At 47.9% G+C, this 23758-nt stretch carries 19 protein-coding genes and 1 CRISPR repeat array; of the genes, 9 read left to right on the top strand and 10 right to left on the bottom strand.

Annotated elements, in window-relative coordinates; translation table 11 throughout:
* The first annotated feature begins 28 nt into the window (after window positions 1–28).
* A complete protein-coding gene (locus tag WBJ53_RS13880) occupies window positions 29–502 on the top strand; it encodes a hypothetical protein (RefSeq protein ID WP_338876739.1) in 474 nt (157 codons plus the stop codon).
* A 116-nt stretch (window positions 503–618) separates the two neighbouring features.
* Here the strand turns inward: WBJ53_RS13880 and WBJ53_RS13875 are convergent, their stop codons facing one another.
* Window positions 619–2250 carry an ATP-binding cassette domain-containing protein gene (locus WBJ53_RS13875; protein ID WP_338876738.1) on the bottom strand — a complete coding sequence of 544 codons (1632 nt, stop codon included), beginning with the start codon at window positions 2248–2250 and terminating at the stop codon, window positions 619–621.
* Window positions 2251–2413: 163 nt separating this feature from the next.
* Between WBJ53_RS13875 and WBJ53_RS13870 the strand changes: the two genes are divergently transcribed.
* Together WBJ53_RS13870 and WBJ53_RS13865 are read left to right on the top strand one after the other, a co-directional pair.
* On the top strand, window positions 2414–3079 hold the full coding sequence (locus WBJ53_RS13870; protein ID WP_338876737.1) for a DUF2461 domain-containing protein: 666 nt from the start codon (window positions 2414–2416) through the stop codon (window positions 3077–3079).
* A gap of 36 nt (window positions 3080–3115) precedes the next feature.
* Complete coding sequence (locus WBJ53_RS13865) at window positions 3116–4849, top strand: right-handed parallel beta-helix repeat-containing protein (protein ID WP_338876736.1); 1734 nt, start codon at window positions 3116–3118, stop codon at window positions 4847–4849.
* 67 nt (window positions 4850–4916) lie between these two features.
* Here WBJ53_RS13865 and murI read toward each other — a convergent pair whose 3' ends face one another.
* Window positions 4917–5750 (bottom strand): glutamate racemase, encoded by an 834-nt coding sequence (gene murI / locus WBJ53_RS13860; RefSeq protein ID WP_338876735.1) that lies wholly within the window; start codon window positions 5748–5750, stop codon window positions 4917–4919.
* A gap of 105 nt (window positions 5751–5855) precedes the next feature.
* Here murI and WBJ53_RS13855 point away from each other — a divergent pair, with 105 nt between their 5' ends.
* Entirely contained in the window at window positions 5856–6527 is a 672-nt protein-coding gene (locus WBJ53_RS13855) for an ion channel (RefSeq protein ID WP_338876734.1), read from the top strand.
* Window positions 6528–6631: 104 nt separating this feature from the next.
* Here WBJ53_RS13855 and alaS read toward each other — a convergent pair whose 3' ends face one another.
* On the bottom strand, window positions 6632–9292 hold the full coding sequence (gene alaS / locus WBJ53_RS13850) for an alanine--tRNA ligase (protein ID WP_338876733.1): 2661 nt from the start codon (window positions 9290–9292) through the stop codon (window positions 6632–6634).
* 99 nt (window positions 9293–9391) lie between these two features.
* Here alaS and WBJ53_RS13845 point away from each other — a divergent pair, with 99 nt between their 5' ends.
* Entirely contained in the window at window positions 9392–9751 is a 360-nt protein-coding gene (locus tag WBJ53_RS13845; RefSeq protein ID WP_338876732.1) for a MerR family transcriptional regulator, read from the top strand.
* Between the two features lie 10 nt (window positions 9752–9761).
* Here WBJ53_RS13845 and WBJ53_RS13840 read toward each other — a convergent pair whose 3' ends face one another.
* The gene (locus WBJ53_RS13840) at window positions 9762–10175 is read right to left on the bottom strand and encodes a hypothetical protein (protein ID WP_338876731.1); all 414 of its coding nucleotides are present in this window, start codon (window positions 10173–10175) and stop codon (window positions 9762–9764) included.
* Between the two features lie 325 nt (window positions 10176–10500).
* On the opposite strand from WBJ53_RS13840, the gene dprA reads away from it, so the two are divergent.
* Window positions 10501–11634 (top strand): DNA-processing protein DprA, encoded by a 1134-nt coding sequence (dprA, locus tag WBJ53_RS13835; RefSeq protein WP_338876730.1) that lies wholly within the window; start codon window positions 10501–10503, stop codon window positions 11632–11634.
* 57 nt (window positions 11635–11691) lie between these two features.
* Entirely contained in the window at window positions 11692–12690 is a 999-nt protein-coding gene (locus WBJ53_RS13830) for a glycoside hydrolase family 43 protein (protein ID WP_338876729.1), read from the top strand.
* Window positions 12691–13044: 354 nt separating this feature from the next.
* On the opposite strand, the gene WBJ53_RS13825 is transcribed toward WBJ53_RS13830, so the two are convergent.
* The 3 genes from WBJ53_RS13825 to WBJ53_RS13815 form a co-directional block, all read right to left on the bottom strand.
* On the bottom strand, window positions 13045–15642 hold the full coding sequence (locus WBJ53_RS13825) for a hypothetical protein (protein WP_338876728.1): 2598 nt from the start codon (window positions 15640–15642) through the stop codon (window positions 13045–13047).
* A gap of 226 nt (window positions 15643–15868) precedes the next feature.
* Window positions 15869–16267 carry a hypothetical protein gene (locus WBJ53_RS13820; protein WP_338876727.1) on the bottom strand — a complete coding sequence of 133 codons (399 nt, stop codon included), beginning with the start codon at window positions 16265–16267 and terminating at the stop codon, window positions 15869–15871.
* 113 nt (window positions 16268–16380) lie between these two features.
* Window positions 16381–16797 carry a hypothetical protein gene (locus WBJ53_RS13815; protein ID WP_338876726.1) on the bottom strand — a complete coding sequence of 139 codons (417 nt, stop codon included), beginning with the start codon at window positions 16795–16797 and terminating at the stop codon, window positions 16381–16383.
* Between the two features lie 182 nt (window positions 16798–16979).
* Between WBJ53_RS13815 and WBJ53_RS13810 the strand changes: the two genes are divergently transcribed.
* Window positions 16980–17168: a hypothetical protein gene (locus WBJ53_RS13810; protein WP_338876725.1), complete on the top strand. Its 189-nt coding sequence runs from the start codon at window positions 16980–16982 to the stop codon at window positions 17166–17168.
* Window positions 17169–17203: 35 nt separating this feature from the next.
* Window positions 17204–17473: a hypothetical protein gene (locus tag WBJ53_RS13805; RefSeq protein ID WP_338876723.1), complete on the top strand. Its 270-nt coding sequence runs from the start codon at window positions 17204–17206 to the stop codon at window positions 17471–17473.
* A 117-nt stretch (window positions 17474–17590) separates the two neighbouring features.
* Window positions 17591–21480: direct repeats of the CRISPR family, unit length 37 nt; unit sequence GTTTCAATCCATCTATCTGTGGAAGTGCCTCTGAAAG.
* A 202-nt stretch (window positions 21481–21682) separates the two neighbouring features.
* On the opposite strand, the gene cas4 is transcribed toward WBJ53_RS13805, so the two are convergent.
* From cas4 to cas1, 3 genes are all read right to left on the bottom strand, one after another.
* Window positions 21683–22255, bottom strand: coding sequence for a CRISPR-associated protein Cas4 (cas4, locus tag WBJ53_RS13800; protein ID WP_338876722.1), 573 nt, complete (start codon window positions 22253–22255; stop codon window positions 21683–21685).
* A 26-nt stretch (window positions 22256–22281) separates the two neighbouring features.
* The gene (gene cas2, locus WBJ53_RS13795) at window positions 22282–22572 is read right to left on the bottom strand and encodes a CRISPR-associated endonuclease Cas2 (protein ID WP_338876721.1); all 291 of its coding nucleotides are present in this window, start codon (window positions 22570–22572) and stop codon (window positions 22282–22284) included.
* Between the two features lie 63 nt (window positions 22573–22635).
* Window positions 22636–23655, bottom strand: a complete 1020-nt coding sequence (cas1, locus tag WBJ53_RS13790) for a CRISPR-associated endonuclease Cas1 (protein WP_338876720.1) — start codon at window positions 23653–23655, stop codon at window positions 22636–22638.
* Between the last annotated feature and the right edge of the window lie 103 nt (window positions 23656–23758).

The raw sequence follows: 23758 nt of genomic DNA, 5'->3' as shown, positions 1-23758 counted from the left end.
ATTGTTTTTCCCTAGATAAAAATAGACCATGTTCAAGATCACGTTGAATTCACCTAAGGCGTATGAAACCATAAAAGTTCGCTTAGGTAACGAAGACTTCTACACTGATTTGTATTATTACTGTACCGATAACACCTTTTTTGAAGAACACGCATCGATGTCTAAAGGCCTTCTCAATTTTGTGTGTATGGTTGAGAACTGGAAAGTCAGTATCAAAAAACTGGGAATTGGTTCGTCAACGGCTTTACCCTTCGATTTCAGTGATGAATATGTCGGTTTTTTTATTGTGACAGCGAAAAATGACAAGGAGGTCAAAATACAGTCTGCATATACCAAAGGGATTCATGGTGTTGCTAATAGCCCATCTGACTTCAACTCAACAAACTTCCTTGATGAACCCTACGAAGTAGATGACAAAAGCTATACGATGCCGGTTCAGGAACTGCTCGACAGTATAGAGGATTCAATGACTGCTATTTTCAGCGAGTTTTATAAGAAGTAGTGCGTGTAGTTTTCGATGTCCCATGCTCGTCCGCGATTATATATCGGACGAGCAATAAAAATGGGTAATCAGCTTCTATGACCTGATTACCCATTTCTTTATGTATTTCTCTATTCTTACGCTACGGCTTCATACAGCTCTTCGCGTTGCGCTTTCACGCGCTCGTCGGAGAGGAATTCGTCGTAGGTCATCAGTTTATCGAGGATGCCCGCCGGGGTAATTTCGATGATGCGGTTGGCAATGGTATGCACAAACTGATGGTCGTGCGACGTAAACAGCACCGGACCTTTGAAATCGATCAGACCGTTGTTGAGCGATTCGATGGATTCGAGGTCGAGGTGGTTGGTGGGCTCATCGAGCAGCAGCACGTTGGCACCCGATAGCATCATTTTCGACAGCATACACCGCACCTTTTCGCCCCCGCTCAATACGGTGGCTTTTTTCAGCGACTCTTCGCCCGAAAATAGCATTCGGCCCAGGAAACCCCGAATAAAGCTCTCATCTTTCTCAACTGAGTACTGCCGCAACCAATCGACCAGGTTCAGATCAGTCTCGAAGAATTTGTCTTTTTCGGCATCCGTTGGGAAGTACGACATTGTGATGGTTATACCCCATTTAAACGTACCTGAATCGGCTTTACGCTCACCCGCCAGAATATCCATCAGCGCCGATACGGCCAGCCCGTCGCGGCTATAGAGGAAGATTTTATCTTTCCGATTTACCGTAAATGACAGGTTTTCGAACAGTTTCGTACCATCTTCGGCCGTGTAGGTCAGGTTTTCGACCGTCAGAATCTGATCGCCCGGCTCACGTTCTGGCTTGAAGTTTACGTATGGATATTTCCGCGACGATGGCTGAATATCGTCGATAGTGAGTTTTTCGAGCAGTTTGGCGCGGCTCGTAGCCTGTTTCGACTTGGATGCATTGGCCGAGAAACGCCGGATGAATTCTTCCAGTTCTTTCCGTTTATCTTCGGTTTTCTTGTTCTGATCCTGCCGTTGTTTCAACGCCAGTTGGCTCGACTCGTACCAGAACGAATAATTACCAGCAAAGAGCTTCACCTTGCTGAAATCGACATCGACAATCTGGGTACAGACCTGATCGAGGAAGTGTCGATCGTGAGAAACCACAATTACGGTGTTGTCGAAATTAGCCAGGAAGTTTTCGAGCCAGATACTCGATTCTACGTCGAGATTGTTGGTCGGCTCATCGAGCAGCAGAACGTCGGGGTTACCAAACAGCGCCTGCGCCAGCAGCACCCGCACTTTTTCGGAGCCGTTCAGATCCGCCATCTGCGCATAGTGCATCGCTTCTTTAATGCCCAGACCCGACAGCAACGCAGCCGCATCTGACTCGGCATCCCAACCGTTCATTTCGGCAAATTCGGCTTCCAGCTCGGCAGCTTTTTCGCCATCGGCATCCGTAAAATCGGCTTTGGCATACAGCTCATCTTTTTCCTGCATGATGTCGTACAGGCGCTGGTTCCCCATAATTACCGTTTGCAGAACCGGAAATTCGTCATAGGCCGACTGGTTCTGTTTCAGCACCGACATCCGCTCACCGGGTGTAATGGTCACACTACCCGTTTGCGGCTCAATTTCGCCCGATAAAATTTTCAGAAACGTTGATTTTCCAGCTCCATTAGCGCCAATGACGCCATAACAGTTGCCAGAGGTGAATTTTATATTAACATCGTCGAATAACACCCGCTTTCCATAGCGGAGGGAGACGTTTTGTACCGTTACCATGCGTGTTGATTTCTGTTCAGAATTGAACGGCAAAATTACGACTTTTTGATGTGAAAAGGGAGTTTTCGCCCAAAAGGACTCGATTATACCCGGAAAAGGAGTCAATTAGAGTACGATTTTCCAAAATCCTTAGCTTTGCCAGTGTTTTATCTTATAACCGCTCATGCTACAGACAACCACGCTGACATTCCTGAACGATTTAAAAGCCAATAACACCAAAGCCTGGTTCGACGCCAACCGAACCGCCTACGAAGCCGCCCGCGCTGATTTTATTCAGTTTGTTGGTAAGTTGATCGACGGACTCAACGAGCAGGACCCGGCCATTGCCGAAACGCCTTTGCAGCCCAAAAGCTGCATCTTTCGCATCAACCGCGACGTTCGGTTCTCGGCTAACAAATCGCCCTACAAAACCAATTTCGGGGCCTGGTTCAACAAAGGCGGAAAGAAGCTGGAATCGGCCGGTTATTACTTCAATCTTGAACCGGGAAAATGCTTTGTTGCTGGCGGTATGTATATGCCCGAAGCCGCCGTACTGACTGCGATCCGGCAGGAGATCGATTACAATGCAGAAGAATTTGAACGTCTGCTAACCCAACCTTCTTTTACAAAACATTTCAACGGCTTAAGCCGTGGCGAAGCCCTGCAACGCCCCCCAAAAGGCTACGCTGCCGACAATCCGGCTATCGAATACCTGAAGTTGAAAAGCTTCACGGCCAGCTATAACCTCCCCGATTCGGCGCTAACGAAGCCCACACTGGCCAAACAGGTTCTGGATGGCTTTGCCGCGCTGCAACCGCTCGTAGCGTTTCTGAATCGGGCGGTTTCGTAGCGAATCGCCTTCCCTAACCAATCCAATCCCCTATCCATGCCAACCTATAAAATCCTGTCTTTAAATCTGTTGCTCCTTAGCTATACAACCGCTTTGGCACAGAGCTATTATGTATGTCAATCCTGTAGTAATGCCAATGACCTCAACGCAGGTACTCTGGCCGCACCCTGGAAAACCATTGGCCGTGCCTGTCAGACGGGCGCTGTTCCGGCAGGTAGTACGGTTTATATTCGGGCCGGAACGTACATCGAAAAGCTGATCATCAATGTATCAGGCACTGTAGGAACCCCCATCACATTCAGGCCGTATAATTCCGATCAGGTGCTGATTGATGGCAACTATTCGGCTGGTGTGTTACTGACAATTCAGAATAGAAGCCATATTACCATCGACGGGCTGACGTTTAGAAATGCAGTAGGAAGTAATTCGGATGCCATTCAGATAACCGGAAACGCGCAACACATCACGCTACAAAACTGCTCTATCTATAATATTGCCTTCGATGGCTCACTAACGACGCCTACCAATTCTTCTCTGCATAATGCACACGGAATTCTGGTGAAAGGCGACGATCCCAATAACCCAATCAGTAATTTATTAATCCAGGGAAACACACTTAACCAAATCATGCCGGGCTATAGTGAAGGACTTACGCTGGTCGGAAATATTGCGGGTTTTCAGATACTGAACAATACAATTACCAACGTTGCCAATATTGGTCTGGTGGTTGCCGGTTATTACGATTGGGCCTGTCCAACATGCCCACTAACGGCCACAACCCAAAATCAGACTCGTCAGGGAATCATTGCCCAAAACCGGGTTTCGTCGTGTCGGGGACCGCTCGCTTTTGCGGCTGGCATTTATGCCGATGGCAGTAAGGATCTGATCATTGAAGGAAATTTAGTAACCGACTGCCAGCGCGGTATTCAGATCAACTGCGAAAATCCAAAGCAAATTGTCGGAGCCAGTGCCAGCAACGTAACCGTGCGCAACAACCTGATTTACCGAAATTCAAGGGCAGGTCTTGGTTTGGGAAGCCACAGCTACAGCACGAATTATGGTAAAGTGGCGAATTGCTCAATTGTCAACAATAGCTTGTTCGATAATTATATAAACCGGCCGGAAGCCGGAGCTGCTATTGAAGATTTTGGTGAAATCACGCTGAGCTATTCCGAAAACTGCCGCGTTGAAAACAATATTTTTCATGCAGGCAGTCGGGACCGACTACTAAATTCGTACGATACGCCCAACTCGGTCAACCTGACGGTTAACTACAATCTTTGGTACACTACCAGTTCGAACCCGTTTTGGGTGCTTTTTTCGGCCGTTTATTATGGTTTCAACACCTTCCGAAGCAGCACTGGTCAGGAAACGAACGGCGTGTTTGGCAATCCGGCTTACCAGAGCACAACGGCTCCGCTTAATCTGAGCATTACTTCGGCATCGGCAGCCATTAATAGCGGCAATCCGAGCGCCACAACGGCGTTGGTTGGTGCAACCGACTACGCACAAACCAGCCGCATTCGGGCCGGACGTGTCGATGCTGGTGCCTACGAATTTCCGAAACCCGTCACGAGTATAGTTGCCACTGGTTCGTGGCACACAGCCAGCAGTTGGGACTGCAACTGCATTCCAACCATGGCTGATGTTGTTACAATTCAGCCGGGTCATGTTGTTTCGGTTACCAATAACAATCTGGCAACAGCTCAGCAACTGGTACTAAAGGGTCGTTTACAATTTCAGAATACGGGAAAGCTACAAATTAAATAAGCGGAAGAGCCATTCGGCAAACAAGCTACTGAACTACAGTACCTTATTGCTTTAGTCACCCTTTCGTCTACAACGTCAACTGTTCTGAACGGATAGCTTCGCCATAAAAAATGGTAGCCTGCCGGTCGAAGTCTTCAGTTGAATCGGTGGTCAGAAAACTACGCTGGCCATGTTTACTACACTGGGTTTCAATTTCGGGATGGCGCTTTAGATAATCGGCCAGACTGGCGGCCACAATACCGCCCTGGCTCAAAATGGTTGCGTTGGCGGGCGCATATTGCCGAATTTTGTTTAACAGAAGCGGATAATGCGTACAGGCCAGCAGAATCGTGTCGATAGCTGGCGATTTGCCCATCAGCCGGTCGATATGTTGTTTGACAAAATAATCGGCACCGGGGCTATCATATTCGCCATTTTCAACCAGCGGCACCCACATCGGGCAGGCTTCCTGAAATACGCTTAGTGTTGGGAAAAATTTCTCAATTTCAACCACATACGATTCCGACGTAACGGTTCCCCGCGTAGCCAGAATGCCAACATTCCCGGTTTTCGAGTAATTACCGATCACTTCCGTAGTCGGTCGAATCACACCCAACACACGCCTATTGGGACCATCCAGTCCGGGGGCCAATATCGGCAAATCGAGTTGCTGGATATTCCGCAGGGCTTTGGCGGAGGCCGTATTACAGGCGAGTACAACTAACCGACAGCCCCGGTCGAACAGATGACGGACACATTCGAGCGTATAGAGATAGACCGTCTCGAACGATCGGGTTCCGTAGGGTGTGCGGGCATTGTCGCCCAGATACACGTAATCGTATTGCGGAAGCGTCTGAACTAGTTCGCGGAGAATGGTCAGGCCACCGTATCCCGAATCAAATACACCAATCGGTTGATTCATAGTTTATAGCTGAGAGAATCGAGTCAATATTATTAGTTTTACTCACCTACCAGTAGGTAGAAAGGTTCAACGAATACCTACCGTATCACTTTATTGAAAACCATTATGAAACCAACAAAACAAACGATCCTTCACAAGAATAAATACGAATTTCTACTGGCGGCTTTATTTCTGCATTTGTTCACTGCCACCTTTATGACCAATCTGACCTTTTATGCGAAAGTGCTCTGGCCATTGAACATGGTTTTGCTGGGCATTTTCAGTATAGGGATTTTTTCTGATCGCGGAAAAATTCACCTTATCCTAAAAAATATACTCTTGTTGCTCGTGATTGCCCTGCCAATTATAATTTCATTTGTTGAACCCACGCTTACGTACATGAGCATCCTATCGGGCATTTATATTACGTTTTTTGGCGTTCTCTTCGTAGCAGTTCTGCAATTTCTGATTCGGCCCAGCTACATCAGCACCGATGTTATTTCGGCATCGATCTGTGGCTATTTACTGCTGATTGAAATTGGTGTCTTTACTATGCAGCTCATATACGCGGGTATCCCCAATGCATTTAAAGGACTGGATACCAGTACATTTACAACTACTTATCTGGACATTGTTTATTTCTGCACCATTACGCTCACCAGCATTGGCTTCGGCGACATTACACCGGCGCATCATATTTCCAAACTGGCAACAGCCGTTTTGGGTATTGTAGGGCAGTTTTATTCCGTTGTACTCGTTGGTATTCTCATTAGCAAATACAGCTCATCTACCCAGTAGCGTCTACAGACAGGCGTTATTTATGTTCACCTTTTCCTTAAAACAAAATTCGTGGTCTGAGGTAGGAGTACCTCAGACCACGAATCGGTAAGTCTGGTTTCCAATTATCCCAGCAATGCCTTACCCTGGGCCAGTGCAGCATCCAGCCCCGACGCATCGGAACCGCCAGCCGTAGCAAAGAATGGCTGCCCACCGCCACCACCTTTAATGTTTTTGGCAAGCTCTTTCACGACCTGACCCGCATTTAGATTTTTACCCTGAATCAGCGAATCGGGCAGCATAACGGCTAGTTGAGGTTTGCCGTTAATATCAGCGCCCAATACCAGCGCCAGGTTATCGACTTTAGCTTTCAGATCGTAGGCCAGTTGTTTCAGCGCATCAGCCGACGGAACATCGACACGCTCAACCAGGCGCGCGTGCCCATTGACAGTTTCAACTTTCTCCAGCAACTGATTTTTCAACTGCTGCACTTTCTCATTCTGCAGTGCTTCGACCTGTTTTTGTAGCGCACTGCGTTCTTCAAGCAGGGTCTGAACCGCTTTCACCACATCTTTGGGGGCTTTCAGCAATTCTTTCAGTTCCGACACAACGGCCATCTGTTCATTCACCAGAGCTTCGGCACCGGCCGACGTTTTGGCTTCTACCCGACGAACACCCGTCGATACCGATCCTTCGCCCGTAAACTTGAACAGACCAATATGGCCCGTTGCCGGAACGTGGGTGCCACCACAGAGTTCGACCGAGTAGTTTGGATCGAAGGTGATGACCCGAACGAAATCGCCGTACTTTTCGCCGAAAAGCGCTGTGGCTCCCATTGCCTTAGCCTGCTCGATGGGGACGTTCCGCTTCTCATCGAGCTTAATGTCTTCCCGAATTTTTTCGTTCACGATCCGCTCCACCTCAGCCAGTTGTTCGTCGGTTACTTTGCTAAAGTGCGAGAAGTCGAAACGTAGGGCATCGGGACCAACATACGAACCTTTCTGCGCTACGTGCGAACCCAGCACTTCACGAAGAGCCGAATGCAGGAGGTGTGTAGCCGAGTGGTTGCTGGCAGTCAGTCCACGACGAGCCGTATTGATGATGGCATAGACCGAATCGGCTTCGACCAGAAGATCGTCGATACCGTCGACGTTCTGGACTATATGAATGGTCAGGTCATTTTCTTTCTTCGTATCGACAACCGTCAGCGTACCGATCTGGTCAGAACCGGCATACAGTTCAAGCGTACCCGTATCGCCAATCTGCCCACCCGATTCAGCATAGAACGGTGTTTTGTCGAGCACTACCTGAATCTGGGTTCCCTGCTTGTTCTGAATCTTCCGATACTTCACAATCTGGGCGTAGGCTTCGGGCTGGTCGTAGCCCACAAACTCAACTTTATCGTCAAGTTCAGCCAGCTCAATCCAGTCGCCAGCCGACGAAGCCGCATCTTTGCGCGATCGGACTTTCTGTTCCTGAAGTGCTTTCTGGAAGCCTGGTTCATCGATACTCAGTCCTTTTTCTCGGGCAATCAATGCGGTCAGGTCAGCCGGGAAACCGAAGGTATCGTTCAGTTCGAAAACCGTTTCGCCGGGAATTTCTTTCTTGCCATCGGTAGTAAGTTGACCAATAATCTGGTCCAGACGCCCAAGTCCTGTTCCTAACGTCCGCAGGAAAGCAATTTCTTCTTCCCGAATTACGGTGGCCACAAAATCCCGTTGCGTATTTAGTTCGGGAAATACATCGGCAAACTGCATGGCCAGTGTGGGCACCAGTTTGGTCATAAACGGCTCGGTCATGCCCAGATATGAATAGCCATACCGAATAGCCCGGCGCAAAATCCGACGGATCACATAACCGGCTTTGGCATTCGACGGCACCAACCCATCGGCAATGGCAAACGACACAGCCCGGATGTGGTCGGCAATGACACGCATGGCCACATCGGCTTTGTCCATTGTGCCACCGTATTTCTTACCCGACACTTCTTCGATTACGTGGATCGTACCCGAAAACACATCGGTGTCGTAGTTCGATTTTTTGCCCTGAATAGCCATGCACAACCGCTCGAAGCCCATACCCGTATCGACATGGCGGGCAGGTAGTGGTTCCAGCGACGCATCGGCCTTGCGGTTAAACTGCATGAACACCAGGTTCCAGATTTCGACCACTTGCGGGTGATCGGCATTAACAAGCTCCTTGCCCGGTTTTTCGGCTACTTCTTCGGGCGAACGCAGGTCAATGTGAATTTCGGAACAGGGGCCACAGGGGCCGGTATCGCCCATTTCCCAGAAGTTATCCTTTTTATTGCCGTAAATGATCCGGTCTTCGCCAACAATGGGTTTCCAGAGGTCGAATGCTTCCTGATCGAAGGGAACATTATCTTTCTGATCGCCCTGAAAAACTGACACATACAGCCGGTCTTTAGGCAGTTTATAAACGCCGGTCAGCAATTCCCACGCCCATTCAATCGCTTCTTTTTTGAAATAATCCCCGAACGACCAGTTGCCAAGCATTTCGAACATGGTATGATGATAGGTATCGAAGCCTACATCTTCGAGGTCGTTGTGCTTACCCGATACGCGCAGACACTTTTGCGTGTCGGCCACCCGTTTCGAAGGCGGAGTACCATTGCCGAGGAAAAAATCTTTAAACTGCGCCATGCCCGAGTTGTTGAACATCAGCGTCGGGTCGTTTTTGGCAACGAGCGGAGCCGATGGCACAATCAGGTGCTGTTTAGAGCGGAAGAAGTCGAGAAAATGCCGACGTATTTCGTGGGAAGTCATATCAATATAGTTAAAAGCCCCCATCCCCCAAAGGGGGCAGGGGGCCACAAAATTACGTTAAAACTTGCAGGTTTACCCGAACCTCAGCAAGTTTGTCGTATGGAAAGCCCCGGCAAACTGTATTATGGCATTAAAGAGGTAGCGGAGATGTTTGGTATCAATGCGTCCAAACTACGGTACTACGAAAAGGAATTTCCGACGCTCAGGCCCAGGAAAAACCGCTCCGGCGACCGTGTATACACCCAGGCCGACATCGACCACCTGACCGAAATTCTGGATTTGATTGATCGGCAGAAGTATACCCTGCCCGGTGCCCGCGAATTTCTGAAAGAACGCGATGCCCGTCGGCGGGAAAATGCCCGCTACATTGCCAAGTTGCAAAAACTGAAAAAGTTTCTGGAAGAAATTCGCGATAATTTGGGCGAACCGCAGGAGCAGTCCGTACCTACCAACGACTAATACCTCTCCATCAATCAAACGGCAGTAGCTCAGGCTCCAGGTATTGTTTTCTGGCCCGCTCTGATGAAAAAATATCGGTCTGGTAATGGCAGGCTAACAGTTCCCGAAAATTGAATTTCAGCCGGGGGTTTTCCAGAATAAAGTCAGAAAAAGTATCGGTGTTCGAGTTGAGCATAAAATGATAAACCGCCCGGATGGCTGCCACCGTTACCGTTTCGTTGTATTTATCGCTGGCTCCAAGCGCAGCAACAAAACTCTGAAGCTGCTGCGTAATGTTCTCAATAGCCTGCCCAACTCCATAGTTGTGGATATGAATCCAGGCGAGCCGTAGGTGCGCTTCGTGGCTAAACAGGGATGGATCGAGCAAACAACGGGCAAACTGCTGTTCAAACTCAGGATCAGTCAGGGCGGAATGTGTTTTCATGATTCGATCAGTAAACCCGTTTTTTCAGCGGTATAGCTCGCCAAATAAAGAAAATTCGCCAGCCTTATCCAATTGCGTGAGTCTTTCAGCCAGAAGTTTCTGATAAAAGATGAGAACACGCATAACACTGATAGAGCGGATTGTCACTGATAAAATCTGTCCAATTGGTGTTATGCGTGTTCTCATCTTTTAGTCATACGTGAGAGAATGCCGCTTTTATCTCAAAACCCTGTTCTTTCAAATTGGTATTTCCAATCAGAAATCGCTAAGCTTGCAATAGTCATCACTACTAAATTACTGGTATACTAATTTCATTCTATTCGTTGTGTCCACCGATAAACACTATCAGGTTGCGTTAACCCTGGTTCCGGGCGTAGGCAGCATTCTTATCCGTCAATTAGTTAGCTATTGTGGTTCGGCAACCGAAGTTTTCCGTTCACCTCTGGCCCGTTTGATGAAGATTCCCGGCATTGGCGAGGTAACGGCACGCGCCATTCTAAAATCCGATGTTCTGACCGACGCGGAACGCATACTCAACAGGCTCGAAAAAATGAATGCCTCGGTTTTGTTTTATACTGACAAGGCGTATCCATCGCGGCTAAAATCCTTATATGATGCCCCTGCCCTGCTCTACGTTCAGGGATCGGGCAATCTGAATACAGCCCGCACGGTGGCACTGGTAGGTACCCGGCAGGCAACCGACTATGGTCGACGCATCACCAATGAGATTATTGACGTGTTAACCCCCTACGGCGCAACCATTATCAGCGGTCTGGCGTATGGTATCGATATTTCGGCGCACCGGGCCAGTCTGGTACACGGTGCGCCAACTATTGGCGTTATGGCGAGTGGGCTGGACATCGTTTATCCGAATGTGCATCAGAAAACCGCGCAGGAAATGCTTGTGCAGGGCGGTTTACTCACCGAAAGCCCACCTGGCACCAAGCCCGACGCGCACCTGTTTCCGGCTCGTAACCGCATCATTGCCGGGTTGAGCGACGCCATTGTGGTGGTAGAAGCGGCTGCCAAGGGAGGGGCCTTAATTACGGCAGAGTATGCCAACAACTACCACCGCGAGGTGTTTGCCGTACCAGGTCAACTCAATCAGGCGTTTTCGGCGGGATGTAATAAGCTCATCCGGGAAAATAAAGCACAGATTTATACCAGCCCCAGGGATATCATTGAAGCTCTCAACTGGGATATTACGCCCAGCACATCGGTACTAGCCAGAGATAAAGCGGGTTCGGCAAATACGCAGATAACGCTGCCCCTGGATATAACCGAAGAAGAAAGCCAGATTGTAGCCTTGCTCCGTCAGTCGGCTGATTTACATATCGATGACCTAAGCTGGAAGACCCAGATTCCGATGGGTCGGCTGGCGTCGTTGCTGCTGAATCTGGAGTTTCGGGGATTCGTCCGGTCATTGCCGGGGAAAAAATATTCGATTGTGTATGTCTAACCGGCTTATTGGTTTCCCGCTTACTTTTACAATCTGAATACTCAATCTTTGTCGCCCATGCATTTTCTCCGACTCCGCTTTACGGCTTTTTTTATTGCCTTCATCGTATCGCTTTTGCCAGCACCTGGTCAGGCCCAATCCAGCAAAAAAAAATCGGGCAATCCGGTTTTTCCGGGCTGGTATGCCGATCCTGAAGGTACCATTTTCAATAACCGATACTGGATTTACCCCACCTATTCGGCCCCCTACAACCAGCAGGTATTTTTTGACGCTTTCTCGTCGCCCGATCTCGTAACCTGGACAAAGCATAGCCAAATTCTGGACACGACAGCTATCAAATGGGCAAAGCGGGCCATGTGGGCACCGGCCATTATCGAAAAAAACGGTCAGTATTTTCTGTTCTTTGGTGCCAACGATATTCAGAACAACAACACCATGGGCGGCATTGGCGTGGCCGTGGCCGATAATCCTGCCGGTCCTTTCCGCGATTATCTGGGCAAACCGCTGGTTGGGCAAATCATCAATGGTGCGCAACCCATCGACCAGTATGTATTTAAAGACAAGGATGGACAGTACTATCTCATCTATGGCGGCTGGGGGCACTGCAACATTGTTCGGCTGAAAGACGATTTTACGGGTTTTTTGCCCTTTGCCGATGGAACTCTGTTTCGGGAAATAACGCCTAAAAGCTATGTGGAAGGCCCGACGATGTTTGTCAGACATGGGAAATACTACTTCATGTGGTCGGAAGGTGGCTGGACGGGCCCCAACTATTCTGTTGCCTATGCGGTTTCTGATTCTCCGTTTGGACCTTTTGAACGGGTTGGCAAAATTCTTCAGCAAGACCCCGCCGTGGCTACCGGAGCAGGCCACCATTCGGTTATTCAGGTTCCGGGTACTGACGAGTGGTATATTGTTTACCATCGTCGCCCTTTAACAGAAACCGACGGCAACCACCGCGAAACCTGCATCGACCGGCTTTATTTTGACGAAAAAGGCGCTATCAAGCCCGTTAAAATCACGGTTGATGGCGTTGAAGCCCGATCGTTAAAGTAATAGTTTCTGACGGTAACCATAGCCTAAATTTGACCGGTAAGACTGGCATGTGAGTAAGCAACTGATTACCTTTAAACTACTGCGAACCAACATAAAGTCAAACTAAACCACAAAGTAGTTATGGGCAAAGGCGATAAAAAGTCACGAAAAGGTAAGATTTCAATGGGCTCGTATGGTAAAACCCGACCGCAAAAACTGCATAAATCAACGGCTCCCAAGCCGGAACCCAAATCGGAAGCGTAGCCAGAGCACAGCAACTGCTGTACAATAGGTTCAAACAATGAACCCTGCCATGAATCATTCGTTGGCAGGGTTCATTGTTTTATACTGTTCTGCGGCTAAGGCAAACCGCTTTCAACGTGTTTTTGCTTTGTTGGGCCTGGCAGGTTTTGGCGGCTCAGGTTCCGATGGCTCCGGCGAAGGAACAGGTTCTTTACGACGGCCTCGCCCTTCCCAGAATGCAACAAAACCAATCAATCCAATCAGCAATACATTACAAACCAGATCGATCATATCGCCGGTTCGGGCCAATGGCGGATCAAATCGAAACTCAATCGTATGCTTTCCGGCCGGTACGCGCATCGCCCGCAGCACATAGTTAGCGCGGAGGTGCGGAGCCGGTTTGCCATCGATAAATGCCTGCCAGTCTTCATTGCCCCGGTAATAGACCTCCGAAAAAACCACCAGTCCATCACGAACAGCATTGGCCTGATAGATGAGTTTATCCGGACGATAGCTGGTCAACTCAATGGTGCTGCCGGTATGATCCATTGTGGCAGGCAAATTGCCCAGTTCGGCCGCAAACCGCTTATCGACCACAGCCGAATCGCGGGTGTTGAGGGTTTTCATGGCGGCCATTTCGTCGTCGGCACTGTTCACCTGCTGCACCGTTCCAACAAACCAGGCGGCTCCCAGCACATTCGGATTTGGCAAGGCAACTGGTCCGGCAGGAGCCTGTTGCGGATTGTTAGGATCGGACTGACCTTGCTGAATTACATATTTCGCATTCAGCATGTTCAGGATATTCAGGAAGTTCGACTGAAAGGCGAAGTTAATCAGCTCATTATAGCGACGAAGCCGGGTTGTGTTGTAGCCGCCAATGGACCGATGGAAATACGATGCCCGGTTGCTTTCCATAAACGACTCGGTCTGATCCATCACCCGGAAACCAAGGCTCTTATCCTGCAAAATCTGTTCATCGGCCGCTGTTGGCTCAAAGACGGCTGCAGCCTGTGCTTTCGTAACAAAATCGGCATTATTCAGAAACCGCTTATCGACCGCAAACAAATCGAAGATCACAATCGCCAGCAGAACCGGATAGAAAACCGCCGACTTGATTTTGTTGGTCAGAAACAACCACAGCGTTCCGGCAGCCAGCAAAATCAGAATAACCGACCGGAATGCATCGGCCCGCAACAGACTCTGCCGATCGGCAATGAGTGCCGTCTGAAACTCTTTAGCGGCTTCGCCAAAATACCGCGACAGCATATCGAGATCGTTAGGCTTCTGAAAGGAAAACAACGCGCCCCCTGCAACGGCCATCACCAGTGCCACCCCAGCCGTAAGTGCCAGACTGATGAATAATGGCTGGCGTAACTGAGGCAGGGTAAGTTTCTCGGTCACAATAGTCTGAACGCCCAGCGCAGCCCCGGCTGCCAGAAATAACTGTGCCAGACAAAGCGCCATCGTCATGGCCCGAAATTTATTCAGATAGGGCAGATAATCGAATAGCAGTTCGTTGAAGAACATCAGGTTTTTGCCCCAGGCGAGCATAATCATCAGCACGGCCGCACTCAGCAGCCACCAGCGGATAGGGCCACGAATCACGAACATCCCCAGCACAAACAGGAACAGCAGGGCGGCTCCGGCATAGGCTGGCCCGCCCAGAATAGGCTGATCCCCCCAATAGGTTGGCGCTCCTAACTCAGCCATTTGTTTGGCCGCTCCCGGATCGATACCCCGGTTCGTCATGGCTTTATAAAACTCCGAATCAGTCGTTAAGCCCCCGGCTGATCCACCACCGTATACGTTTGGGACGAGAAGGGTAAAGGTCTCGGCTTTGCCGTAACTATATAAAAAGGCATAATCTTTATCTAATCCCCCTTTCGATTCGCTACTGGGTGATTTCCCATCGGGATTGGTGATTTTGGCCGTTAGTTCCGACTTCCCACGAATGGTTTCCTGTGTATACTGATTAAGCACCAGCAGTCGCTTCCCGAAACTACCGGCCGCCAGTAGGCCAACTAATACCAGCGTTGCCAGCCCCAGACCAAGCTGACGTCCTTTGCCTGCGCGCAACAGCGCAATGCCTTCAATAAGGACATAGAGCCCAATGGTCATGAAGAGGTAATAAGTAATCTGAATGTGGTTGGCTCCCAGCTCCATACACATAAATAACCCCGTTAGCGCAGCCCCCAGCCAGTAGCGACCACGCAAGGCCAGGATCACCCCGGCCAGCATACCGGCACCGTAACCCAGCGCAAACAGCTTCGAGACGTGCCCCGCTTCGAGGCTGACAATACCGAAGGTACCAAAGCCATAGGCAGCCGCTCCCAGCGCCGAAAGCCAGGCATTACAGCCCAGTACAACCAGCAGAATATACATACTAAGCATGACCACGAAGATGATACTTGCCGTGTTGGGCAGAATACTGACTACCCCCATGACGGCCTTATAGACCAGAATATAGGGGTAATAGAAATCAATCATATAGCTGGGCATTCCGCTAAAGAGCGCATCGGTCCAGAGCGGTTTTTCGCCCGTTTGCTGGGTGATTTCCCGGATTTCGCGGGCGGCTGCAGATGCCTGCTGCACATCGGGCATGGAAAGCGTTTTACCCGAAAGTACTGGCGAAAAGTAGATGAGAGCCAGTACGAAAAGCCCCAGCACGGCAATCAAATGCGGGCGAAGGCCAGTATGCCGGAGCGGTTGAAAAGGGGGTTGATTGGTCATAAAAACAGACAGTACGTAGCCCAAAGATACGCGTTTGTCGTAAAACGGAGGTAGCTCCGGCCGGATTGTTGTTTTTACGTCCTATTCAGAATAGCTGCACCCTATACTTGTAAATACCTACAGGTCTGTCTGATTGATCCGACGTATAGCCCTATTGTTTCTACCATTCTATTCATAGAAGTTCCTGAGGAAGGTCGATCTACAATTTCAGGACTGCGGACCGAATTTAATTTCGATTCTCCTGAGCCTGCCAGATTAACAATGTAGCGTTCAGATGTGCGGTTTCTTTCAGTTTCATCGTGAGCATTTGCCGCTGAACCTGATACAATTCTTCGTTCACTGGTTTGGGGGGTTCGAACGCGGAAATTTTCGCGGTCAACTCCTTAATTTTCTCACGACGCTTGCCCTCTTCATAGTCGCTTAGACCTGTTTGATTCGTATGTTCGTATAGGTCTGCGCGGTGTCGTTCCAGTTCTGCTAGTTTCGCGCGGTACTTAATTTGTTCGGCCCGATGCTGTAGATCGAGTTGCCGAATCTGGTATTCGGTTGCTGAATTGTCGATGGCCATTTGCCGGAATCGTGCTTGATTCAGGAAATGACCAGATGATTCGTTGTCTTTGTTCATAATCGTATTTTCAAAATAAGCAGATCTTTCGTTTTAAATCTGCGTTTGCTGACCAACCTCTTGTCAATCTATCTGTTGGTGGAGTTTACCATGAAAGAAGGTAAATTAGTCGCTTATTTGATTGAAACCTGAGTTAACCGCATACCTAAAGCACGTACAGCATCCTCAATTTTCCTGGCCTGTTTGGCCGATGCGTTTTTCGTCCCTGAGGCATACTGCCGCATCAATCCTGAGTTGATACCCGCTAATTTGGCGACAGCGCTAATCTTTAACGCATCGAAAATCTGGAACAAAGTGGTCAGGTCATACTCGATTGAGTACTCAATGTCGTCAACCTTCACGTTTTTCCAGGATGAACTTTCCTGCCCTTCGTGCTGAATAAAATCAGCAATTAACATTTTTAAATTCTGAATTACCTCTTCTTCCATATTCGCAACGGTTGTCAATAAGAAATCGTCAGTACTTATACTTCCTGCAATCTCTTCATCATCTCCTTTTTCGATGACGATGCTTAAATGTTTTGCGTTCATTTTGTAATGAAATTAAGATATATACGTTTCAATCCATCTATTCGTGGAAGTTTCTCTGAAAGTTCAAAGACGGCCTCTTTGTGGCTAAAAAAGCTGTCCAATAGGTTGAAAATAATCGTCTAAGCCTTGACACGTAACGTGCCAAGGCTTATCTTTATAGTATTATACACCAACCGAAAAACTTGAAAAAGAAAGATTTAGACCAATTGGTTGCCTTACATACGAGGTTGCTAAGTTTGGCCAAACAACAACTCGACAACTTCTACGAAAATATGTCAGACGAGGAACAGGGGCGCTGGCTGAATGAATACCGCAAACAAAGCCAGATCCTTCGCTGGCTGAACGAGCAACTACCTGACTCAGACGAATAACTAACCGAGGCTTCGGCCCCATTTCCTATATATTTATGGCAACGACAACACTAACGCCCAATCTATCGGATACATTAGCTAATATACAGGCCAAAACTGAGGAAACATTAAAAGTCATTACCCCTTTGGGTTTTGTGCTGGATACTAGCGAATGGCTAACGATTACACGCTATGCTCAAAAATATGGAGTAACTACGCAATTAGTGAACAAATGGATAGAGCGTGAGGTTATCCCTGCCGATTGCGTAGAAACACTAACTGAACTCAATAATATCAAGCTGGTTAAAGACCAGGCTTACCGTTAACCGTGTAAACACGGTTGTTGTATGATGCCGAAATGCCCCCGCTTTTAGTGAGGGCTTTTTTGTTGTTGAGTAAGCCTGAATGATCGTTAAGTAAGTCACCCTGTACATAATCATACTGTTTCAATCCATCTATTCGGGGAAGTGCCTCTGAAAGCCCGGCTCGTATTGAGGTCGGGCTGTTTTTTTACCGTGTTTCAATCCATCTATCTGTGGAAGTGCCTCTGAAAGCAGATAACTCTGTTCCCTTTTTCATAATCGTATTTTGTTTCAATCCATCTATCTGTGGAAGTGCCTCTGAAAGAAGCCGCTTCTTTCGCGTGGAACTTCGAAAAAGTAGAATGTTTCAATCCATCTATCTGTGGAAGTGCCTCTGAAAGAGCTAACTTAAAACCGGCAGGCCAGACAGCCAACCGGTTTCAATCCATCTATCTGTGGAAGTGCCTCTGAAAGTTTTTAGGTCGTTGGCGTGACGGTCTGCCAGTTCCGGTTTCAATCCATCTATCTGTGGAAGTGCCTCTGAAAGCGTGTGTTCAGCACGAAGGTATTTACGCGGCTACCTAGTTTCAATCCATCTATCTGTGGAAGTGCCTCTGAAAGAGGATATGATGGGATTACGGATTGCTACCGAACTGGCTAAGTTTCAATCCATCTATCTGTGGAAGTGCCTCTGAAAGTGGTATCAGCTACCAATGCCTGAACCATCAGGGTACGTTTCAATCCATCTATCTGTGGAAGTGCCTCTGAAAGTGTATTCTTGAATTTTGCAATATTCCTTTTCAAGAAGGTTTCAATCCATCTATCTGTGGAAGTGCCTCTGAAAGATGAAAATAAACTCATACTGTAGACCAACCGAGTCCAGAGTTTCAATCCATCTATCTGTGGAAGTGCCTCTGAAAGGGCCAGGTCTACCGCCAAACATGACTACTGGTATGGGTTTCAATCCATCTATCTGTGGAAGTGCCTCTGAAAGGGCCAGGTCTACCGCCAAACATGACTACTGGTATGGGTTTCAATCCATCTATCTGTGGAAGTGCCTCTGAAAGTTTCGTCTCATTTTCGGCTTCATAACGAACCAACCCAGTTTCAATCCATCTATCTGTGGAAGTGCCTCTGAAAGCCATTCTTGTCAATCTGAATAATCGGGGTTGTACATCGTTTCAATCCATCTATCTGTGGAAGTGCCTCTGAAAGAGCCATTGCCCCTAGCATACGCAGAAACAACTTACCATGTTTCAATCCATCTATCTGTGGAAGTGCCTCTGAAAGATCCGGCACGATATGAGCAAGACAATTACCAACTACGGTTTCAATCCATCTATCTGTGGAAGTGCCTCTGAAAGAGGAAAAACGTACTGGGTGCCTGCTGTGCTGTTTCGGTTTCAATCCATCTATCTGTGGAAGTGCCTCTGAAAGCGTAATTTCTTGTGCTTTTCCCAGAAATGGAATGGCCAGTTTCAATCCATCTATCTGTGGAAGTGCCTCTGAAAGACAACAGCTATACGCCATAACCGCCGAGGCAAACGAGTTTCAATCCATCTATCTGTGGAAGTGCCTCTGAAAGCGTAATTTCTTGTGCTTTTCCCAGAAATGGAATGGCCAGTTTCAATCCATCTATCTGTGGAAGTGCCTCTGAAAGACAACAGCTATACGCCATAACCGCCGAGGCAAACGAGTTTCAATCCATCTATCTGTGGAAGTGCCTCTGAAAGTAGTACGCCTGTGCATGGGCTATATAGTACCACTTAAGTTTCAATCCATCTATCTGTGGAAGTGCCTCTGAAAGGTGTTATTAACTTGCCTGCCGTTGTTAATAATATTAGTTTCAATCCATCTATCTGTGGAAGTGCCTCTGAAAGCCTGGTAACCTCTTTAACCTCTTTGCCAGCATCGTGTTTCAATCCATCTATCTGTGGAAGTGCCTCTGAAAGTTTCATGTCGTGCAGGGACGGTCTAGCATGTTCGAGCTAGTTTCAATCCATCTATCTGTGGAAGTGCCTCTGAAAGCAGTGTAGTTTGCAGTTTTCCGACTGTCTGTGGGTTGAGGTTTCAATCCATCTATCTGTGGAAGTGCCTCTGAAAGAAAAATGAGTTGGTTGCAGAATTAGCGGCAATGCGGGTTTCAATCCATCTATCTGTGGAAGTGCCTCTGAAAGTTCACCTTAAACTATCGAACAATCGTGGGATATACCAGTTTCAATCCATCTATCTGTGGAAGTGCCTCTGAAAGAATAGAGCATAATAATCTAATCGAAACCATTGATACCCAGTTTCAATCCATCTATCTGTGGAAGTGCCTCTGAAAGAACTTCCCACAGAAGAAGCATGCAATGCGCTGGGCATGTTTCAATCCATCTATCTGTGGAAGTGCCTCTGAAAGGCACATGGTCGGTATTCTCGAACGTTCGACCAACAAGTTTCAATCCATCTATCTGTGGAAGTGCCTCTGAAAGAGGATTATACTCATTATCACAAGCGATTAACTGAATTAAGTTTCAATCCATCTATCTGTGGAAGTGCCTCTGAAAGGTCAGCCCAACCCTTGCACAACTGATAAATAGAATCAGTTTCAATCCATCTATCTGTGGAAGTGCCTCTGAAAGTCAGACCCCCCAAGTGGTCTCAGGAAGACCAGATGATGTTTCAATCCATCTATCTGTGGAAGTGCCTCTGAAAGAATAGAGCATAATAATCTAATCGAAACCATTGATACCCAGTTTCAATCCATCTATCTGTGGAAGTGCCTCTGAAAGATTCATCAGCCACAAGCATTTTTAATCCGGAAACAAGTTGTTTCAATCCATCTATCTGTGGAAGTGCCTCTGAAAGCTGCCCGATGTAATTTGTTTCGATGGAGTAAAGGGATGTTTCAATCCATCTATCTGTGGAAGTGCCTCTGAAAGGCCACGTGAGAGGGAAATCCTGATTTCCAGTGTAGAGTTTCAATCCATCTATCTGTGGAAGTGCCTCTGAAAGTTCTGGGATGGAGCCGCCACGAGGTACAGGAAAATGGGTTTCAATCCATCTATCTGTGGAAGTGCCTCTGAAAGGTCCACCCATCCCAGTCGATTGGCCTTTTCTATGCACGTTTCAATCCATCTATCTGTGGAAGTGCCTCTGAAAGCCGTACAGTCGGTTAATTTTCGGTTTGCCACTGAACGTTTCAATCCATCTATCTGTGGAAGTGCCTCTGAAAGACTGCATCCATGTTCTTGATTTGATCGAGCGTTACACCGTTTCAATCCATCTATCTGTGGAAGTGCCTCTGAAAGTTACCTCACGACCGGGCCGCGCAAATGTGTAGTGTAGTTTCAATCCATCTATCTGTGGAAGTGCCTCTGAAAGTTTAGATATTCGTGTTGCTCACGTTCGCTTAGGCAGTTGTTTCAATCCATCTATCTGTGGAAGTGCCTCTGAAAGTGTTGGGCGGTGGATTTACAAAATAATAACTGACTAACGTTTCAATCCATCTATCTGTGGAAGTGCCTCTGAAAGACTGAAACCCAGTCAGTTTGAACGTTCCAATAGTAATGTTTCAATCCATCTATCTGTGGAAGTGCCTCTGAAAGTTTGTGGTGTATGATTAGTTTTTGGTTAAGAAGGGTTGGTTTCAATCCATCTATCTGTGGAAGTGCCTCTGAAAGTAAGCCTGAATGGGTTTATACTGTAATTGCTCTGCCTGTTTCAATCCATCTATCTGTGGAAGTGCCTCTGAAAGGGCCTTTCTATTTCCGTACTTGCCGGAGAATTACGAGTTTCAATCCATCTATCTGTGGAAGTGCCTCTGAAAGCAACCGCAAGCCCGCAGCCGCCTAGCGAGCCGATGGGTTTCAATCCATCTATCTGTGGAAGTGCCTCTGAAAGACATCCAGTCGGTTTGGGTAGTCGGCACCGGATAGGGTTTCAATCCATCTATCTGTGGAAGTGCCTCTGAAAGGCTTCGTCAAAAGCAGATTTAAAGTCGTCACCCGTAGTTTCAATCCATCTATCTGTGGAAGTGCCTCTGAAAGCCGTCTAGACGCATAAACTCCTGTCTAATAATCGGTTGCACGTAAATCAACCCACCTCTTTTTAATCGAATCCAATAAGTCAATGAGCGTTTTTCAGCCAATTCAACTCCATTTTCCGGAAACATAACACTCAGTCTACCAGACAATTAAACCCACTTTTCGCACAAACAAAAATAAATTCGGACCCGGAACCGTACCAGACTTACTTAATACACAAATTTCGGTAGGTGCAAGATACGCAACGCGCCTTAGCTTTAGTCGCTTTCGGAAAGAAATTCCGGTCAATTATTTCCAGTATCGCCGTTGCCGCTTTCTGCACATCTGCTTTATTCTCGGCGGTAATCGGAATCTCTTCCACCCGATTCTGACTACGTGTATAGACCAGAAAACCACGTGTCACCGATCGCCCGAAGTTTTCTTCGATCAGCCAGGCATAACAGTATAATTGCGTCCGGTAGGTATCGTAAATCCGGTTTTTAAACTCCGCAAACTTGTAATCGAGCGGTGCCATCGTTCCGTCGGCCAATTCAAGCACTTCATCGACCCGACCGCGAATCAAATCATTCGTTAAATACTGGTCCAAATACTTATTCACCACGCCAAGCCGTCGGCGAAGGTAGTTTTTGTTCTGCTCCAGTCGCTCGTCGTGCAGGTGTCGACCCTTCATCACTTTATAATTGTGCTCCTCAAATTGCGGCACCGCCAGCACATATTCGAAATATGTGAAGCGTGGGCAGAACAAATACTCAATGATATGCGAAGGCGTGAGAGTCATAAAAAAAGTAGGAACGATTCCATTTGTCAGAAAAATAAAGCGCGAACCTCATCCGAAACCAGATTTTTGTCGAATGCCTGCCCAAGCAGATCCGTTTGTCGAAGCTCATCTTTACTCATAGGAAAGATGTACACTTTATCGCGGTCAACATCGATCAGATCTTCCAGCTTAAGCCGAAGCGTATCTTTTTCGTTTGATGTCAATGTGCCCAGAAAACAAGAGAATTGTACCCGATACAATCCAGCCTGCTTGCAAACTTTAGCCGCCTTTGTGCGACTACGATCCTTCTCAATATCGTATAAAACCCAGACGAGCATAATCTTAATAAGCGAAAGTATGAAAGAGCGAAGGAGTTATGACTAATGCAGCTACTCGCTCATTCACTCTTTCGCTCTTTCACTCTTTAATTTCTGTGCAAACTGGTGAGCATCAAGCTGGATGCAATGATTACGCGTCAGGTTTCGGCCATTGTATCGAACCGGATCAGCATCCATAAACGTATTGAAAGCCGTAACCAGCAGCAATTTCCCTTCCTTATTGAGCGATACCCCTATCCCACCCTGCCGATTGACAAACTCCTCGACATGCGCCTTGTTGATCTTCTTGGCCGTGAACAATCGAAAGACCGTCTCATCGGCAAAAATTCGGTACGGCTCAATAAAGTCATACACCATACTCAACTGGTTGTAATCGTCGCGGTGCATAAAACCCACATACGGGTCAATCCCCGCCACAATCAGACACTTCTCTACCTGCCCATACAGCATCCCATACGCATAGTTCAGCATGGCGTTGAACGCATCACCGGCCGGACGAGAACTTCGCCCCGAAAACCGATACTCAGCGGGCAACACGTAGCTCAGGGTCTCGAAATACAACCGCCCGGCTGTGCCTTCCAGCCCCCGCAACGTATCGGCAATGTCGGCCACACACCCGGCATCCAGCGTTCCAATCGACATGCCCAGGGCTTCCATCCGGGTCACTTTATCATCCAGAAAATGAGCATGTTGCGGACGGTGCTTTTTCAATCCTTTCACGAACGCCAGTTGATTGTCGATCTTGGTCAGCAACCACTTCTTCACCCACATCACGCCCGATGGCCCCAGACTGGCCACTAGCTGCTCTTTGCGGATACGGGTCGTACTGCCAAGTTTCGAATGCCACACCCGCCCAATCGGATCGCCCGACTGCTCCACAAACAGAATATCGACATTGTTCCGCATAGCCAGCCGCACCGCGTCGGTACTCAGTGCGCAACCCGTTGCCAGCACAATGCCCGTTACTTTCGCGGCCGCGTATTGTTTGTGTTCAACAACGCCCTCACTGTTCTTAAATCGAATGTCGAATAACTCTTCCTTGACGTGGACGTAGGTGCCGTAGGAGTTGATATGGAGATGCATAGGTGCAAAGAGCGAAAGAGCGAAAGAGCCAAAGAGTGAAAGAGTGAAAGAGCGAAAGAGTGAAAGAACGAAGCTGCGAAACACATTCAATAACCGTTGTGGC

The organism is Spirosoma sp. SC4-14 (assembly GCF_037201965.1).
GTDB lineage: Bacteria > Bacteroidota > Bacteroidia > Cytophagales > Spirosomataceae > Spirosoma.
The sequence above is the reverse complement of the archived record's forward strand: the minus strand, read 5'-3'. Positions and strand labels throughout refer to the sequence as shown.

Bases quoted from the DNA above. Each gene is read 5' to 3' on its own strand.
- WBJ53_RS13820 (WP_338876727.1), bottom strand. From the start codon at position 16,267: ATGAACAAAGACAACGAATCATCTGGTCATTTCCTGAATCAAGCACGA.
- WBJ53_RS13805 (WP_338876723.1), top strand. From the start codon at position 17,204: ATGGCAACGACAACACTAACGCCCAATCTATCGGATACATTAGCTAAT.
- WBJ53_RS13855 (WP_338876734.1), top strand. From the start codon at position 5,856: ATGAAACCAACAAAACAAACGATCCTTCACAAGAATAAATACGAATTT.
- WBJ53_RS13840 (WP_338876731.1), bottom strand. From the start codon at position 10,175: ATGAAAACACATTCCGCCCTGACTGATCCTGAGTTTGAACAGCAGTTT.
- WBJ53_RS13825 (WP_338876728.1), bottom strand. From the start codon at position 15,642: ATGACCAATCAACCCCCTTTTCAACCGCTCCGGCATACTGGCCTTCGC.
- murI (WP_338876735.1), bottom strand. From the start codon at position 5,750: ATGAATCAACCGATTGGTGTATTTGATTCGGGATACGGTGGCCTGACC.
- WBJ53_RS13880 (WP_338876739.1), top strand. From the start codon at position 29: ATGTTCAAGATCACGTTGAATTCACCTAAGGCGTATGAAACCATAAAA.
- cas4 (WP_338876722.1), bottom strand. From the start codon at position 22,255: ATGACTCTCACGCCTTCGCATATCATTGAGTATTTGTTCTGCCCACGC.
- cas1 (WP_338876720.1), bottom strand. From the start codon at position 23,655: ATGCATCTCCATATCAACTCCTACGGCACCTACGTCCACGTCAAGGAA.
- WBJ53_RS13830 (WP_338876729.1), top strand. From the start codon at position 11,692: ATGCATTTTCTCCGACTCCGCTTTACGGCTTTTTTTATTGCCTTCATC.
- WBJ53_RS13845 (WP_338876732.1), top strand. From the start codon at position 9,392: ATGGAAAGCCCCGGCAAACTGTATTATGGCATTAAAGAGGTAGCGGAG.
- WBJ53_RS13865 (WP_338876736.1), top strand. From the start codon at position 3,116: ATGCCAACCTATAAAATCCTGTCTTTAAATCTGTTGCTCCTTAGCTAT.
- WBJ53_RS13875 (WP_338876738.1), bottom strand. From the start codon at position 2,250: ATGGTAACGGTACAAAACGTCTCCCTCCGCTATGGAAAGCGGGTGTTA.
- WBJ53_RS13815 (WP_338876726.1), bottom strand. From the start codon at position 16,797: ATGAACGCAAAACATTTAAGCATCGTCATCGAAAAAGGAGATGATGAA.
- alaS (WP_338876733.1), bottom strand. From the start codon at position 9,292: ATGACTTCCCACGAAATACGTCGGCATTTTCTCGACTTCTTCCGCTCT.
- WBJ53_RS13870 (WP_338876737.1), top strand. From the start codon at position 2,414: ATGCTACAGACAACCACGCTGACATTCCTGAACGATTTAAAAGCCAAT.
- cas2 (WP_338876721.1), bottom strand. From the start codon at position 22,572: ATGCTCGTCTGGGTTTTATACGATATTGAGAAGGATCGTAGTCGCACA.